Raw genomic sequence first — 16,280 nt, 5'->3', positions numbered from 1 at the left:
GAGTCTTCCTGGCAACGTTGTCACTCGCAGAGCGGAGTCACCCCATGGCGCAGGACTTCAAGCCGGATGAGTCTTCGGTTTCGCGGCGGCGCTTGCTGACGGCGAGTGGGGGGCTGCTGGCCGGGTTCGGCTTGGCCGCGGTGCTGCCGGGGGTCGCCGCTGGGGCGCCGGACCAGGAAGCCGAGCAGGCCGCGACGTCCGATCTGGCGTTGTTCCGGCCCGTTCAGGTCTCGTCGACCGCTTACGCCGCCACGCCCGCCGAGTTCGCCGTCGACGGGCTCGCGCAGGTCGGCGTGCAGGGCTCGGGTTGGCGGGCCGCCGCAGGCGACGGGCAGTGGATCATCGTGGACCTGCAGGGGCGGTGCCAGGTCAGCTCGGTCGTGCTGACCTTCGAGGCGCGGCCGGGGGATCCGGCGTTCGACGCGAACGGGTCGCGGAGCAACACCACGGGCGCCGAGGTGCAGTCGAGCTTCGCCACGGTCTTCGACCTCGACGTCTCCTTGGACGGGAAGTCATGGCGGACGGTGTATTCGACGGATTCCGGCGGTGGCGGTGTGGTGACCATTCCGCTGACCGCCGTTTCGGCGCGCTGGGTGCGGCTCTCGGCTTCACGGCGGTCGACGACGAATCCCTTGGGGCTGAACGGGTTCCAGGTCTACGGGACCACCCGTGACGCGCGGCAGCCGGTGCGAGGCTGGACCAGTTTCCCGATGCGGAACCACGACGCGCCGCCCGCGCTCACGGTGGCGCCGGACGGCACGGTGCCGGTGGAGTCCGGATGGGTGCTGACCATGCAGGACTGGGCGCCGAGCACCGACGGTGCCACGCTGTCGGGGACCGAGGTGGACACGCGGGGCTGGCTGAAGGCGACCGTGCCGGGCACCGTGCTGGGGTCGCTGGTCGAACAGGGGCAGCTGCCCGACCCCGTGTTCGGGATGAACAACATGCACATCCCGGAAGCGCTTTCACGGCACGCGTGGTGGTACCGGCGGGTGTTCGGGCTGCCGCGCGGGCTCGACGTCTCGGCGGGCAGGCACGTGTGGCTGGAGTTCGACGGCGTCAACCACGAGGCGCAAATCTGGCTCAACGGAGCCAATCTCGGCACACTGAGCCATCCGTTCGGGCGAGCCGCGTTCGATGTCACCGCCGCGCTGCGGAGGTCCGGTGACCAGACGCTCGCCGTGAAGATCTCGCCGATGCCGCTGCCGGGCAGCCCGGGTGACAAGGGACCGGCGGGCTACGCGTTCGTCGACGCCGACACCACGATGTTCAAGAACTCGCCGACCTATCTCGCCGTGTCCGGCTGGGACTGGATGCCCGCGGTCCGTGACCGCGCGTCCGGGATCTGGGATCACGTCCGGCTGCGCTCGACCGGCGCCGCGGTGCTGGGCGACGCGCGGGTGGACACGAAGGTGCCGGACACCAGCGTCGCCGAGGTGACGATCACCGTGCCGGTGCGCAACGCGGCCGCGACCGCGCAGCGGGTCAAGGTCACCGCCGCGTTCGACACGGTCAGCGTCTCCAGCACGGTCATGGTCCCGGCGGGCCAGACGGCCGATGTGGTGTTCGCGCCGCCGGTGTTCCCGCAGCTGCGGCTGCGTGACCCGAAACTGTGGTGGCCCAACGGTTATGGCGATGCGAACCTGCACGATCTCACGCTGACCGCGGCGATCGGCGCGGCCGTCAGCGACCGGCGGACGATCCAGGTCGGGTTCCGGCAGATCGGCTATCAGTACGACCTGCCGATCGTGATCAGCGACGGGCGGGCCACCCAGACCGTCGACCTCGCCCCGCGGAACGCGCGCTACGTGCGGATGCAGGGGCTCCGGAGGGCGACCAGCTGGGGCTTCTCGCTGTGGACGATGTCCGTTGTGGACAGCAAGGCGCCCGGCGACGACCTGGCGAAGGGCAAGACCGCGACGTCGTCGACGGTGGCCGACGGCAATCCGCCGGAGCGCGCGGTCGACGGCGACCCGAACACGCGGTGGACGTCGAGCTACGAGGACGACCAGTGGCTGCAGGTCGACCTCGGCGCCGCGACGGCGTTCGACCGGGTGGTGCTCACCTGGGAGACCGCGTACGCGGCGACGTTCAAGATCCAGGTCTCGGCGGACGGGCAGGACTGGGTCGACGCGGCGTCGGTGGACAACGCGCCCAAGCCGCTGGTCATCCTGGTGAACGGCGTGAAGGTGTTCATCCGTGGCGGCAGCTGGGGCTGGGACGAGCTGTTGCGGCGGATGCCGGCCGAGCGGACCGACGCGGTGGTCGCCATGCACCGCGACATGAACTTCACGCTGATCCGCAACTGGGTCGGCTCGTCGTACCGCGAGGAGTTGTTCGCGGCCTGCGACAAGTACGGGATCCTGCTGTGGAACGAGTTCTGGCTCGGCTGGTCGGCCGACCCGGCCAACCACGACATCTTCCTGGCGCAGGCGAAGGACACCGTGCTGCGCTACCGCCATCACGCGTGCGCGACCATCTGGTTCGGCTGCAACGAGGGCAACCCGCCCGCGGCGCTCGACAAGGCGCTGCGGGAGATCGTCACCGGCAACACCGACCTGCTGTACCAGGGCAACTCGGCCGGTGGCGTCATCACCGGCGACGGCCCGTACCGCTGGCTCGACCCGAAGCAGTACTTCACCGGTGAGGCGACCGGCGGCAAGAAGGGCTTCTGGAGCGAAATCGGGCTGCCGACGGTCTCGGTCGTCGAGAGCATGCGCAACCTGGTCGGCCCGGGCGAGGCGGGCTGGCCGATCGGCGCGCCGTGGTTCCTGCACGACTGGTCGACGAACGGCAACCAGTCCCCGCAGGGCTATCTGGCGGCGATCGACGCGCGGCTGGCGCCGTCGTCGAGCCTCGCGGAGTTCTGCCGGAAGGCGCAGTTCGTCAACTACGAGAGCATGCGCGCGATCTTCGAGGCGTGGAACGCCAAGCTGTGGGCCGATGCCAGCGGCGTGCTGCTGTGGATGTCGCACCCGGCGTGGCACAGCACGGTCTGGCAGACCTACGACTACGACCTCGACGTCAACGGCAGCTACTACGGCTCGCGCAAGGGCAGCGAGCCCCGGCATGTCCAGGCCGATCTGTCGGATTGGTCGGTGAGCGCGATCAACCACACGCCGGCCGCGCTGATCGGGGTCACCGTGACCGCCGAGCTGTTCGGGCTGGACGGCAAGAGCCTCGCGGCGCCGCAACGGCAGACTCTCGACGTGGCACCGGTTTCGTCGGCTCGCGCGTTCGTCGTGCCGTTCGCCGACAACCTGCCCGCGTTCCACCTGCTCCGGCTCACGCTGCGCGACGCGGGCGGGGCCGTGCTGTCCGAGAACACCTATTGGCGATACCGGACGGACACGGCCATGCGCACGCTGAACCAGCTGGCGCGCACGGAGCTCGCGACCGACCTGCGTCCGTCCGGAAAGGACGGTTACACGGCGACCGTGCGCAACACCGGCCAGACGGTCGCGGCGATGGTGCGGCTCTCGCTGCGCGAGAGCAACGGGACCGATCGGGTGCTGCCGACGTTCTACGGCGACAACTACTTCTGGCTGCTGCCGGGGGAGAGCCGGACGGTCACGATCACCACCCGGCGCCCGGTCAGCCAGGCGCGGCTGTCGGTCGAGGCGTACAACGTCCCGGCGCGGACGTCGTGAGTTCGTGGACCTCGACGGCGCGCACCTCGGCCTCGCCGCCGTAAAGCTGGAAGACCTCGGCGAAGAGCGTGGGCACGGACTCGCCGTCGGCCACCGCGCGGTGCGCGCTCAGCACGAGCGTGTGCCGCCGCGGCCGGAACCGGAGCAGATGCGCGCGCAGCAGCGGCGGCCGCGCCGTGTCGAAGCCGCGGGCCCGCTCGCCGGCCAGCACCTTGTCCAGCTCGGCGCGCCGGACGCGCTCGTCGGACGTGGTGAGGTAGGTCGTGCGCCACGGCACCGCGACGCCAGCCACGACCAGGCGCATGTCCGGGTCGGGGAAACACGAGCGCAGCACTTCGTTCCGGTCGAGCAGCCGCTGGCAGGCCGCGCGGAGCCGGTTCTGGTCGAGCAGGCCGTCCAGTTCGAACGCCGCCTGGACGGTCCGGCCGTCGTCGAGGGTCCGGGCCTGCTCCGGGGTGACCGGCCTGCTGCCGACCAGGCCGAGGTAGCAGGGCTCCCAGTGGTCGAGCTGGTCTTGTGCGGCTTCCGGCATGGAATCGAGGCTAGGTCGAACGGCGTGACCGCCAGAACCGGACGATTTCTTATGCGGCGCATAGGCGCTGGTGATAGTTGTCCTGACCTGCGCAGTAAGATCATCCGGTGGCTGAGAACACCGAGTGGGGCAGGCTGGATCTCAATTTGCTGATCCCGCTCAACGCGTTGCTGCTGGAGCGCAATGTCACCAAAGCGGCCGAGCGTCTGGTGATGGCCCAGCCGACCATGAGCGCCACCTTGGCCAGGCTGCGCCGTCATTTCGACGACCCGCTGCTCGTGCGCGAGGGGCGTTCGCTGGTGCTCACCCCGCTCGCCGAATCGCTGCGCGCCCCGGTGCAGACGGCGTTGATCGCGGCACGTGAGGCGCTGGCGGCCGGGCGATCGTTCGATCCCGCCACCGACCAGCGCACGTTCACCGTGATGGCCAGTGATTACGCGTCGACTGTCCTCTTGCGACCCGCGCTGCGCGGCTTGGCCGCTGAGGCGCCCGGAGTGCGGGTGACCATCGAGCCGTTGTCGGCCGATGGGCTCAGCCTGCTGCGGTCCCGGCGCTCGGACCTGCTGATCTGGCCGTTGCAGCTGGCCGATCCCGAACTGCTGAACTTCCCGCACGCAGCGCTGTTCGGCGACGAGTTCATCGCGGTCGCGGACAAGGACAACGCGGCCGTCGGCGACGTGCTGACCGCCGAGGCGTTGAACTCGACACCCGCGGTCGGCGTCGCCGGGCCGAGCAGGCCGGTGTCCACGATCAGGCTGAACGAGCAGATGGTGGAGCAGCCGGTGGTGCTCACCGTCGACTCGTTCACGCTGGCGCTGCAGATGGTGGCCGGATCCGAGCTGATCACGTTGACGCAGCGCCGGTTGTTCGAGCACTTCGGCCCGCTGCTCGGCCTGCGCGAGGTGCCGATGACGATCGAGCCGCCGAAGCTGAACCTGGGCATGTTCTGGCATCCGCGCGACGTGCTGTCGCCCGCGCACCAGTGGCTGCGCGGGCGACTCGAACGTCAGGCTGCCTTGCGATAGGCGACCCCGCTGGAGTTGGGCGTGGTGTTCGAATAGAGACCCGTCCGTGTCGTCGCGGTGGAAAGCGAGAACCACGCGTAGCGTTCGACGAACGAAAGGCTTTGCAGCATCGCGGTGGACTTCGTCACGAAATCGGTCTGCTGACTTGGTGACGGGTACACCGGCTGCGGTCCGGAGAAATTGATGAGCGCGTATTCGGTCAGCCAGATCGGCTTGTGATAGCGGTTGTAGACGTTCTGGAGATACCCCCTGAGCTGATTGGTCGCGTTGGCCGAGAAATCGCCGCCGTACCAGTGCAAGGGAATGAAATCGACGCGATAGCCGCGCGCGGCCGCCCCGGCCATGAACCGGTCGAGCCAGCCGCCCGGGGTGTCGCCGCTGTAGGCCACCGCGGGCGCGCCCAGCCGCAGGCCGGTCGACTGCAGCTGCGGCCACAGCCCCAACGCCTCGTCGACCGACATGTTCGCCTGGCCCCGCATATCGGGCTCGTTGAATGCGAGCACCGCCTTGCCGAGCTTCTTCGCCTGGTCCAGCTGGGTTTTGGTGACCGAGCCCCGGCCCCAGATCATCGGGACGAACTCGACACCGGCCGGGGTGGCGATCCCCTCGGTGCCCGAGGCCCAGGTGTAGTACCAGGACGCGCGCACGTCGCGCATCGCGGCGGCGGAGCCTGCGACATTGGCCGCGCTGACTCCCTTTTTGGAGGCCGCCGCCTCGGCCTGCGGTACGAGAACCGTGACGGCCAGTGCGACGGCCGCGGCGAGGAACATTCTGCGTGGTGCGCGCATGGTGGTGCTCCCATTCAGAAAGGCTGCTGGTTCGTGATTTTCCGGCGGCAGGCGGAGAACCGCGAGGATCATTGCCCGAACGGGAACCGGCTTGGTCCTTAGGGGCGGTTCTTATGAACCGTGCGGGTCGGTGGCGTTGAGTGTCGCGACGACCTGCTGGTAATCGCCGCGGGCTTCGCCGTACCGCAGGAACTTCACCCGCTCGACCTGGATCTCGTCGGCGCCGGGCTCGTTTTCCAAGATCGTCATGACCTCGGCGATGTACTCGTCGAGCGGCATCGCGTGCTCGTTGTCCTCGTGCCCTGGCATGAGCGCGGTGCGGACCGCCGGCGGCTCGAGCTCGACCACGCGCACCGAGGTGTCGGCCAGCTGCAGCCGCAGCGACTCGCTGAGCATGTGGATCGCGGCCTTCGAGGCGTTGTAGCTCGGCGTGACCTTGAGCGGGGCGAACGCGAGGCCGGAGGAGACGGTCATGAGCGTGGCGTCCGGCCGGGTACGCAGGTGCTCGATGAAGGCGGCGATCAGCCGGATCGGGCCGAGGATGTTCGTCGTGACGGTGCCTTCGGCCGACTCCAGGAACGACTCGGGCCGGTGCCAGTCCTCGACACGCATGACGCCCGCCATGGTGACCAGCACGTTGAGCTCGGGGTAGCGCGTGAGCACCTGCTTGGCGGCGGACTGGATGCTTTCGGCGTCGGCCGTGTCGATCTGGACGGCGCCGAGGCCGTGCTCGGCACTGATCTTCTCGAGCAGTTCGGTGCGCCGCCCGCCGACGATCACGGTGTTGCCCCGCTCCTGGAGGGCGAGCGCGAACGCCAGGCCGATCCCGCTGGTGGCGCCGGGAATGAAGATGGTGTTTCCGCTGATGTCCATGCTTCGAGTCTCGAACGGCGGGCGGCGCGGCGGCAGAGAGCACTCATCGGGGGATCGGCGATCCCTGGTTCGCGCCGCCCGGAGCGGGATACTGGGGTTATGGATCGTGCGGAGCTGGCGGCGTTCCTGCGCCGCCGCAGGGAAGAGCTGCGGCCCGAGGACGTCGGGCTGGGGCCGGGTGCGCGCAGGCGGGCGCCCGGCCTGCGGCGTGAGGAGGTCGCGGCGCTCGCCGCGATGTCCACCGACTACTACACGCGGCTGGAGCAGCAACGTGGCCCGCAGCCGAGCGAGCAGATGCTGGCGGCGCTGGCCCGCGCGCTGCGGCTCACCGACGACGAGCGCGACTACCTCTTCCAGGTGGCAGGCCGCAACGCCCCTTCGCAGGCGGTGACGGCGACCCACGTCGCGCCCGCGTTGCTGCGGGTGCTGGACCGGCTGTCGGACACACCGGCGCTGATCCTGTCCAACCTCGGCGAGGTACTGGTCCAGAACCGGTTCGCCGAAGCGCTGTACGGCGACAAGTCCGGGCTCACCGGGCTCGCCCGCAGCGAGATCTACCGCTGGTTCACCGATCGCGGTGAGCGCCGGATCTACCCCGAGCACGACCGCGACCGCCAGAGCCGGGCGCTGGTCGCGAGCCTGCGTGCCGCGCACGGCTCGATGGGCCCGCGTTCACGGGCGGGCGAACTGGTGCGGGTGCTCACCCGGGAAAGCGCCGAGTTCGCGGAACTGTGGGAGCGGCACGAGGTCGCGAAACGCTTCGAGGACCACAAGGTGCTCGTCCACCCGCAGCTCGGCGAGATCGAAGTGGACTGCCAGGCGCTGTTCACCGAGGACCAGTCGCAGGCGCTGCTGGTGCTCACCGCGCCGCCGCGCACTGAGGCTTTCGAGAAGCTGCAATTGCTTGGAGTGCTGGGGAACGAACAATTCGAGGACATCCGGTAGCTCGTTTCTGCCAAGCTGGATTCATGAAGATCTTGTTCTGCACGGCTCCCGGCTACGGCCTGACCTTGCCCTTGATCCCGCTGGTGTGGGCCGCCCGCGCGGGCGGGCATGAGGTACTCCTTGCCACGACGTCGGAAATGACCGATGTGTGCGCGCGTGCCGGGCTGCCGGTCGTCGATGTGTTCCCGCGGCGCGATGTCTGGGGCGACCTGATGTCCGTCGTCCGCGGTGAGACCGATCCCGAAACCGAGCTGCCGGAGGAGTACCGGCTGGCCAGCAAGTCCGGCAACCCGTTCGGGATGTTCACCGCCACCATGACCGAGGGCACGATCGAGGCCGGGCGGGCGTTCGGCGCCGACTTCGTGGTCTATACCTCCGATCACTCCGCAGGCATGCTCGCCGCCTCCGCACTGGGCGTGCCGTCGCTGGAGGTGGGCAACCGGGTTTCCTGGTCGGCCCGTGACGCCGAATGGCTCGCCGAGCACAACGTCTTCGGCGAGGACGAACTCGACGACCTGATGCGGGCCAAGCTCGGCATCGGCGACACGCGCCCGGCCGTGGTCGCCCGGATCGACCCGCGGGCACCCAGCATGGGCGGGCTGACCGCCGACGAGCCCGACGCCCGCGACGGCGTGCCGTGGTGGCCGATGCGGTTCGTGCCGTTCAACGGCGGCACCGCCGTGCCGGACTGGGCGTTGCGGCGCGGCGACCGGCCCCGCGTCGCGGTCACGCTCGGCACGGTGGTCCCCGCGCTGTCCGGAACCACCAACCTCACGGTCGTCGTCGAGGCGCTCGGCGGCATGGACGTCGACGTCGTGCTCGCGGCGGGCACCGCCGACCTGACCACGCTCGGGACGCTCCCGGCCAATGTCCGTTCGGTCGGTTTCCTTCCCCTATCGGCGTTTCTGCCGACCTGCGACGCGATCGTGCACCACGGCGGCTCGGGCACGACGGCCGCGCCGCTCTTCTACGGGGTGCCGCAGCTGGTGCTCCCGGCGTTCGCCGACAACCCGATGTCCGCGCAGCGTGTCGCCGACCGCGGCGTCGGGCTCAGCCAAGATCCGGCCACCGCCGAGGTCGACGGCGTTCGCGCGATGGTGCGCCGCCTGCTCGACGAGGACTCGTTCCGCGCGGCCGCCGCCGAGGTCGCCGCCGAAATGGCCACCCAGCCGAGCCCGAGCAGCGTCCTCGAACGCGCGCTCAAGTCAGCCAGTCGTACTCCATGATCGCGGCTCGCACGGCCGCGCCGTCCAGCTGCCAGCCTTTGTCGTACGCCACGGCGAAGTTTTCCTCGCCCAGTACGGAATGCCCGCGGCGAGTGAGATCGCGAATCCGCGGTTCGGTGCGGTCGTGCGCGCCACGCAGGCGGGCCGCCGCGCCGAGGATGACCGCCATGTCGGCGTACCGGTCGTGCAGCGCCGCGAGCCCGGCCACGCTCACCGCGACCACCGCCAAGACCGGCATGTCCAAGCTGGCGACCGCTGCCGCGTAAGCCCGTTTCACCGCCCGCGAAGCGCCCTCCGCATCGCCGAGTCCGATGTGGAGGGTGGCTCGCAGTGACTCGACGAGTGCGCGGCCGTGGTCGTCGTCGAACGGGAGCCGGGTGCCCAAGCCCGCCTCGGCCGAGTCGATCAGCTTGCGCGCGCCGGTCAGATCGCCGGTGTGCAAGCGCAGGCTCGCCTCGCGGACGTCGAGCAGCATCGTGATCTCGGGTGAGGCCGGGTGCTGGGCGCGGTCGCGGGTCGCCGTGATCAGGTCGGCCGCGCGAGCGGGCTCGCCGAGGCGGACGTACAGGTCGATCCAGCGCAGGTCGATGAAGAGCTCGTCGGTGCGGCTGAGCGACCAGAATTCGCGGGCCAGCCTGCTGGTCTCGGTCAGGTCGGCGAACGCGCCGTCGAGGTCGCCGCCGGACTGCCGCAGCATGGCGCGCAGTGGCAGCGCGGTGGCCTGGCCCCAGCGGTCACCTGCCCGGGCGAAGTGGTCCAGCGCGGCGGTCGCGTCTTCGTGTGCCTCGGTGAGGCGGCCGCTGTTTTCGGCGAAGTGGGCGCGGAACATGAGCGCCAGCCCGGCGAGCCAGACGTCCGGTCCGTCGATCACGTCCTGGACGATCGTCAGCCAGGTTTCGGTCTCGCGTACGAAGGCCAGCCTGAGCGTGGTCAGCGCGCCGCCGAAGCCCGGCAACTCCGGGTACGCCATCAAGCGGCCGATGAGCGCGCGCAGGTCGTCGTCGCGCTCGTTGATCCAGTCGTTGACGAGCGCGCTCTGGGTGGCGGCTGTGGTGCGAAGCAGCCACTCGGCGATGTCACGCTCCACACCCGGCGGGGACGGCGACGCGAGCGCCTCGCCGAACCAGTAAGTCGCGTCGCCCCGCCTGCCGAGCATCTGCCAGTACCAGGTGAGATCCACCGCCAGCGCGATCGCGCCGTCGCCGGTCTCGCAGCGGCGGCGCAGCGCGGCGAGGATGTTGTCGTACTCCGCGCGCAGGATCTGAAGCGCGTCGAGCTGTTCGGGGCCGCGCAGCAGCGGGTCGCAGCGGGCGACCAGCTCGGCGAAGTAGCCGGCGGCCCGGTCGCGGGCGTCGGCGAGCGCGCCCTGCTCGGTGAGGTTCCGCAGGCCGTACTCGCGGATCGTCTCCAGCATCCGGTAGCGGCCGGTGTCCGGCGCGAGCTGCAGCAACGACCGGTCGACCAGTCCGGCGAGCAATTCCGGGACACCCGCGATGCCCGCGCAGACCGCGGTGGCCGACGCGGTGGTGATGCCGCCGGGCAGCACCGAGATCCGCTCGGCGACCGTGCGCGCGTCGGCTTCGAGCAGGTCCCAGCTCCACTCGATGACCGCGTGGAGCGTGCGGTGCCGGGGGAGCGCGGTGCGGCTTCCGGTGGTGAGCAAGCGGAAACGGTCGGACAGCCCGGCCGCCAGGTCGGTCAGCGAGAGCGTCCGGAGGCGGGCCGCGGCCAGTTCGAGCGCGAGCGGCATGCCGTCCAGGCCGCGGACGATCGTCAGCACCTCGGTGAGATTGTGCTCGTCGACGGCGAACCCGGGCCGCACCGAGGCGGCCCGTTCGGTGAACAACCGCACCGACGCGGTCCGGCTCGCTTCGGCGGCGTCGGCGTCCGGTTCAGGCAGGGGGAGCGGGCCGAGCGGGACCAGGGCCTCGCCGTCGATGGCGAGCGGCTCGCGGCTGGTGGCCAGCACGCGAAGTCCGGCGCAGCGGGTCAGCAGCGCCGAGAGGAGGTGGGCGACAGCATCGATCAGGTGCTCGCAGTTGTCCATCACGAGCAGGGTTTCCCGGCCGTCGAGCTGATCGGTCAGCACGTCCAGCTCGTCTTGGTCGTCGCGCAGCCCAGCCTCGAACAACGCCGACCCGCGCAGCCCGATCGCGGCCAGGAGCGCCGCGCCGACCTTGGCGGGCTCGGTGACGGAAGCGAGGTCGATCAGCCAGGCGCGCTCGTGACGCCGGGCGGCTTCGATGGCCAGCCGGGTCTTGCCCGCGCCGCCGGGCCCGAGCACGGTCACGAGACGCCCAGTCTCGAGGAGCGTTTCGATGCGGGCGAGGTCGTCGTCGCGGCCGATGAAACTGGTCAGCGGCGCCGGAAGCGCACTGGGCCTCGGGCGCGCGGCGGGCTGCTCGGCACGCAGCAGCCGCAGGTGGCGTTCGCGCAGCGCGGCACCCGGGTCGGTGCCCAGCTCCTCGGCGAGGGTCTCGCGGATCCGCTCATAGCGCGCTAGGGCTTCGGCTTGGCGTCCCTGGGCGGCGAGCGCGTCCATGAGCGAGGCGGCGGCCCGTTCGTGGACGGGATGTTCGGCGAGCAGCGCGGTCAACCGGTCGGCGGCCGTGTCTGCGCGGCCCAGCGCCAGCTCCGCGTCGGCGAGATCGGCGACGGCTTCGGTCGCGACCTCGGCCAGCCGGGTCGCGACGGCGGGCGCCACCGCGGCGACAGCCGCGGGCCCGTGGTCGCCCCACAACGCCACGGCTTCACCGAGCACGGCCGCCGCGGCGGTCACGTCACCCGCGCGCAGGCGGTCGCGACCAGTGGCAGCGAGCTGCTCGAACCGCAGCGCGTCGACGTCCGCCGCATCGACGGCCAGGCGGTAGCCGCCCGAGACCTGGGTGACGTCGTCAGCCGAGCCGAGCGTCCGGCGCAACCGGGAAACGAGGGCTTGCAGTGCGTGCGCGGGATCTGCGGGCGGATCTTCGGCCCAGATCGCGTCGATCAGCGCGCTCTGCTCGACAGCGCGCCCACCCGCGAGCGCCAGCCGGACCACCAGGCCCTGCAAACGGGCACCGGGCACGGGCAACGCCACATCGCCGCGCGACATCTGAAACGCGCCGAGCAGCGTAATGCGCAGCCGGTCCATTCCCTGATCTTCGCGTGCGCGGGGGTGTGAGCGTCAGGTGGGCCCGTGTCAGCGCGGTGTGCGCGCCGTGTGAGGGGGCGGCGCGAGTGTTGCCGTGTCGCCGAAAACCGGCGGCGGAAGGGACTTCTCATGCATGACGTAGTGATCGTGGGCGCAGGCCCGGTCGGCCTGTTCGTGGCTTGCGAGCTCGGCCTCGCCGGCTGTTCCGTGCTGGTGCTCGAACGGGAGACCGGCACCGGCTCCCCCTGGCGGGCGGGCCCGCTCGGCATGCGCGGCCTGTTCGCCGCGTCGGTCGACGCGTTCCAGCACCGCGGGCTGCTGGACGCCCTGCTGGCGGCCTCGGGAGAGCAGGTCATTCCCGGCACGGACGCCTCCGGTCGTCGCGGCGCCGGTCATTTCGCGGGCATCGTGCTCGACCCGAGCAAGATCGACGACAACGCGCTCCCGTTCCGGCTGCCCGGCTCGGCTCCGGAAGTCGTGATGACCGACCTCGAGTCGATCGAGTCGGTGCTGGCCGAGCGGGCGGCCAAGCTCGGGGTGGAGATCAGGCGTGGCGTCACGGTCTCCGACATCGCCCAGTACGACGACAAGGTGGTCCTGTTCGCGGGTGAGGACGAGTACCCGGCGCGCTGGGCCGTCGGCTGCGACGGCGGGCGCAGCACGGTCCGCAAGCTCGCGGGCTTCGAGCTGACCGGCACCGAACCCCAGTTCACCGGCTACACGGTGCTCGCCACCATCGCCGACCCCGAGAAGCTGAGGCCCGGGATCAACCTGACGCCCATGGGCATGTACCTCAAGCGTGAGGCCGAAGGGCACCTCGGCTTCATGGACTTCGACGGCGGCGCGTTCGACCGCACGCAGGAGCCCACCCGCGAGCACCTGCAGACCGTGCTGCGCAGGGTCTCCGGCACCGATGTGACGCTGACCGACGTCCAGCTCTCGTCGACCTTCACCGACCGCGCGATGCAGACTACGACCTACCGCAACGGCCGTGTCCTGCTCGCGGGCGACGCCGCGCACCTCATGTCCCCGCTCGGCGGCCAGGGCCTCAACACCGGCATCGGCGACGCGGTCAACCTGGGCTGGAAGCTCGCGGCGACCGTACTCGGCCACGCGCCCGAGGGGCTGCTCGACACCTACACCACCGAACGCCATCCCCTCGGCGCCCTCGCGCTCGAGTGGACCCGCGCCCAGGTCGCGGCGATGCGACCGGACCCGCACTCACAGGCGGTCCAAAGCCTCATCCGCGATCTGCTGGCGACCAAGGACGGAACGACCTACGTCTACCGTAAGTTCTTGGGCGCCTCGATCCGCTACGACCTGGGTGACCCCCACCCGCTGGCCGGCCGCGTCGCCCCGGACTTCGAGCTGGTGGACGGCGCCCGGCTCAGCGACCTGACGCGCGACGGCCAGGCCGTCCTGCTCGACTTCACCGCCGAACGCGGTCTGCGCGATTCGGCCTCCCGCTGGGAAACCCACGTGCGTTACGTGGCCGGTACGGCTCGGGACAGCCTCGGGCTAGGCGCGGTGCTGGTGCGTCCCGACGGCGTCATCGCCTGGGCAGGCGACCACTCGCCCGAGGCGTTCGAGCGCGCCGCGCGCCAGTGGTTCGGCGACCCGGCATGACGTGCTGCCGGTCGAAATCGCCAAAAAAATGAGAAAACCGAGACGATTCTCTTAATAAACGCTTAGCGCGCTCAAGTGAGCTTAGAACAGTGCGGCTCATGGGTGCCTGAGTTTCTTGCAGGACAAGCGAATCGAGCCGGTGGTGCTCCGCAAGGACGCGTTCGGCATCCGACTGGTCCTGAGAATTGCGGCCGGATGGACGACATTGCGCGGATATGGGCTGCTGGTAGATTGACGTTTATTGGCGGCTAATTGAATCTTGCAATCTTGATCGCGGGTTAGGTGTGTACGAGCGACAAGGAGATGCGATGTCCGGGTGGGCGACCGGCGGCAAACGTCATCGAGGTCTGTGGTGCTTGGTCATCTCGGCTCTACTCGCGGTCGGGCTCACCGGGACGCCGGCGGCGGCCGAGCGGTCTCCGCTGGCAACGTTCCCACCGGTCGCCCAGGTGCACCCCGAAGCGGGCACACCGGCACCCCGGCTGGAGGGCGCAGACTGGGTCCTGTCACCGGGAACGCACTTCCTCCCCGGTGACTACGTCCAGACCGGCCGGTCCCGGCTGATCTTCCAGGCCGACGGCAACCTGGTCCTCTACGACGACCTCGGCCGGGCGCGCTGGGCCAGTGGCACCGATCATCGGGGACAGGAGGCGATCTTCCAGCGGGACGGCAACCTGGTGGTGTACGTCCGGCGTGGTGACCCGTTCGCTTCCCGTACTTGCTGCTTTAGCAATCTCGAGTTCCGGATCTTGGGCGTCGGCTTCATCGCGATCCAGGGAGCGGGCAACGGGACGATCCTGTGGTATCAACCCCGGTGACTTCCGGCCGATGAATTGTGCGGGAGAGTCGCGTGCGCGACGTCGATCGAATTCCGGCAGGCATGTGAAGGTGCCACACCTCCCGCGGCGGGAAAAGTGTGCAGCGCGCACATATCCAGGGTGGGGTGGTCGGCACCTAAAGTAGTGCCACTATGAACGTCGCCACTATGAACAAGGAATTCCCGACCGCCGCCGCGGCGGTCGGGAATGTCCACAATGGAGCGTCGCTCGCGGTCGGCGGGTTCGGCTTGTGCGGGGTGCCACAGGTGCTGATCGACGCGGTGTACGGCACCGGGGCGTCTGGGCTGACCCTGGTGTCGAACAACTGCGGTACCGACGGGCGTGGCTTGGGTGTGCTGCTCGAATCCGGTCGGGTCGAGCGCGTGATCGCGTCCTATGTGGGCGAGAACAAGGAGTTCGCGCGGCAATATCTGGCCGGGGAACTCGAGGTTCGGCTGATTCCGCAGGGCACCCTCGCCGAGCGGCTGCGTGCGGGCGGTGCCGGGATTCCGGCCTTCTACACGCCCGCCGGGGTCGGTACCCAGATCGCCGAAGGCGGGCTGCCGTGGCGTTATGGCGCGGACGGGAGTGTCGCGCTGGCGTCGCCGCCCGGTGAGACGCGGGTGTTCGACGGTCGCGAGTACGTGCTGGAGGAGGCCATCACCTGCGATTTCGCGTTGGTGCGGGCGGCTCGCGGTGACCGGCACGGGAACCTGGTCTTCCGCCGGTCCGCCGCCAACTTCAACCCGATGGCCGCCGCCGCGGGGCGGATCACCATCGCCGAGGTCGAGGAACTCGTCGAACCCGGCGAACTCGACCCTGACCAGATCCACGTCCCCGGCGTCTACGTCCAGCGGGTCGTCGAACTGACCCCCGAGCAGGCCGCCGAGAAACCGATCGAACGCCGCACCACGAAAGGAACGGCCGACTGATGCCGTGGACACGTGACCAGATGGCGGCGCGCGCCGCGGCCGAACTCGCCGACGGCGGCTACGTCAATCTGGGCATCGGGTTGCCGACGCTGGTGCCCAATCACATCCCGGCCGGCGTCCGGGTCGTGCTGCACTCGGAGAACGGGATACTCGGCACCGGGCCCTATCCCGCCGACGCGGAGGTGGATCCCGATCTCATCAACGCGGGCAAGGAGACGGTCACCACGCTGGCGGGCGCCTGTTTCTTCGACTCGGCGCAGTCGTTCGGGATGATCCGCGGCGGCCACCTCGACACCGCGATCCTCGGCGCCATGCAGATCTCCGCGCGCGGGGACCTCGCCAACTGGATGATCCCGGGGAAGATGGTGAAGGGCATGGGCGGCGCGATGGACCTCGTCCACGGCGCGCGCCACGTCGTCGCCCTCACCGAACACACCGCCCGGGACGGGAGCCCCAAGATCGTGGGCGACTGCACCCTGCCGCTCACCGGACGGCGGTGCGTCAACCGGATCATCACCGACCTGTGCGTCCTCGACGTCACGGCCGACGGGCTCCGGCTGGTCGAAACCGCGCCGGGGGTGACCGGGGACGACGTCGCGGCCGCCACCGGAGCGCCCGTCGCGGCGCCGGGACGCATCACAGGTAGGTAACGGCTGAGCTCGCTGTCTTCAGTCCATGGACGTTCAGGGTTCTACTCGTGCGTCACATACTTGGTGAATGTTCATGGATATG

Annotated in this window: 12 protein-coding genes; 8 read left to right on the top strand and 4 right to left on the bottom strand. The window is 70.0% G+C overall.

From position 1 onward, the window contains the following. The first annotated feature begins 44 nt into the window (after nucleotides 1-44). Nucleotides 45-3,650: a discoidin domain-containing protein gene (locus BLV57_RS07120; protein ID WP_091287687.1), complete on the top strand. Its 3,606-nt coding sequence runs from the start codon at nucleotides 45-47 to the stop codon at nucleotides 3,648-3,650. On the opposite strand, the gene BLV57_RS07115 is transcribed toward BLV57_RS07120, so the two are convergent. Further along, nucleotides 3,595-4,182: a condensation domain-containing protein gene (locus BLV57_RS07115; RefSeq protein ID WP_091287686.1), complete on the bottom strand. Its 588-nt coding sequence runs from the start codon at nucleotides 4,180-4,182 to the stop codon at nucleotides 3,595-3,597. The genes BLV57_RS07120 and BLV57_RS07115 overlap by 56 nt on opposite strands. A 107-nt stretch (nucleotides 4,183-4,289) precedes the next feature. On the opposite strand from BLV57_RS07115, the gene BLV57_RS07110 reads away from it, so the two are divergent. Continuing rightward, nucleotides 4,290-5,207: a LysR family transcriptional regulator gene (locus BLV57_RS07110; protein WP_091287685.1), complete on the top strand. Its 918-nt coding sequence runs from the start codon at nucleotides 4,290-4,292 to the stop codon at nucleotides 5,205-5,207. Here BLV57_RS07110 and BLV57_RS07105 read toward each other — a convergent pair. Both BLV57_RS07105 and BLV57_RS07100 read right to left on the bottom strand, forming a co-directional pair. Continuing rightward, on the bottom strand, nucleotides 5,189-5,995 hold the full coding sequence (locus BLV57_RS07105; RefSeq protein ID WP_091287684.1) for a glycoside hydrolase family protein: 807 nt from the start codon (nucleotides 5,993-5,995) through the stop codon (nucleotides 5,189-5,191). The two genes, BLV57_RS07110 and BLV57_RS07105, sit on opposite strands and share 19 nt — an antisense overlap. Nucleotides 5,996-6,106: 111 nt before the next feature. Further along, entirely contained in the window at nucleotides 6,107-6,868 is a 762-nt protein-coding gene (locus tag BLV57_RS07100; protein WP_091287683.1) for an SDR family oxidoreductase, read from the bottom strand. 99 nt (nucleotides 6,869-6,967) lie between these two features. Between BLV57_RS07100 and BLV57_RS07095 the strand changes: the two genes are divergently transcribed. Then, nucleotides 6,968-7,813 (top strand): helix-turn-helix transcriptional regulator, encoded by an 846-nt coding sequence (locus BLV57_RS07095; protein ID WP_091287682.1) that lies wholly within the window; start codon nucleotides 6,968-6,970, stop codon nucleotides 7,811-7,813. 23 nt (nucleotides 7,814-7,836) lie between these two features. Further along, a complete protein-coding gene (locus BLV57_RS07085) occupies nucleotides 7,837-9,039 on the top strand; it encodes a nucleotide disphospho-sugar-binding domain-containing protein (RefSeq protein ID WP_176968516.1) in 1,203 nt (400 codons plus the stop codon). On the opposite strand, the gene BLV57_RS07080 is transcribed toward BLV57_RS07085, so the two are convergent. Further along, entirely contained in the window at nucleotides 9,014-12,172 is a 3,159-nt protein-coding gene (locus tag BLV57_RS07080) for an ATP-binding protein (protein ID WP_091287680.1), read from the bottom strand. The two genes, BLV57_RS07085 and BLV57_RS07080, sit on opposite strands and share 26 nt — an antisense overlap. A 129-nt stretch (nucleotides 12,173-12,301) precedes the next feature. Between BLV57_RS07080 and BLV57_RS07075 the strand changes: the two genes are divergently transcribed. The 4 genes from BLV57_RS07075 (at nucleotide 12,302) to BLV57_RS07060 (ending at nucleotide 16,198) form a co-directional block, all read left to right on the top strand. After that, complete coding sequence (locus BLV57_RS07075; protein ID WP_091287679.1) at nucleotides 12,302-13,798, top strand: FAD-dependent oxidoreductase; 1,497 nt, start codon at nucleotides 12,302-12,304, stop codon at nucleotides 13,796-13,798. A 308-nt stretch (nucleotides 13,799-14,106) separates the two neighbouring features. After that, the gene (locus BLV57_RS07070) at nucleotides 14,107-14,616 is read left to right on the top strand and encodes a hypothetical protein (RefSeq protein ID WP_091287678.1); all 510 of its coding nucleotides are present in this window, start codon (nucleotides 14,107-14,109) and stop codon (nucleotides 14,614-14,616) included. 152 nt (nucleotides 14,617-14,768) lie between these two features. After that, the gene (locus BLV57_RS07065; RefSeq protein ID WP_425425953.1) at nucleotides 14,769-15,548 is read left to right on the top strand and encodes a CoA transferase subunit A; all 780 of its coding nucleotides are present in this window, start codon (nucleotides 14,769-14,771) and stop codon (nucleotides 15,546-15,548) included. Next, complete coding sequence (locus BLV57_RS07060; protein ID WP_091287676.1) at nucleotides 15,548-16,198, top strand: 3-oxoacid CoA-transferase subunit B; 651 nt, start codon at nucleotides 15,548-15,550, stop codon at nucleotides 16,196-16,198. The genes BLV57_RS07065 and BLV57_RS07060 overlap by 1 nt, the downstream gene beginning before the upstream one ends. Nucleotides 16,199-16,280: the final 82 nt, after the last annotated feature.

Source organism: Amycolatopsis xylanica (genome assembly GCF_900107045.1).
GTDB lineage: Bacteria > Actinomycetota > Actinomycetes > Mycobacteriales > Pseudonocardiaceae > Amycolatopsis > Amycolatopsis xylanica.
This window is presented reverse-complemented; position numbering and strand designations above follow the sequence as displayed.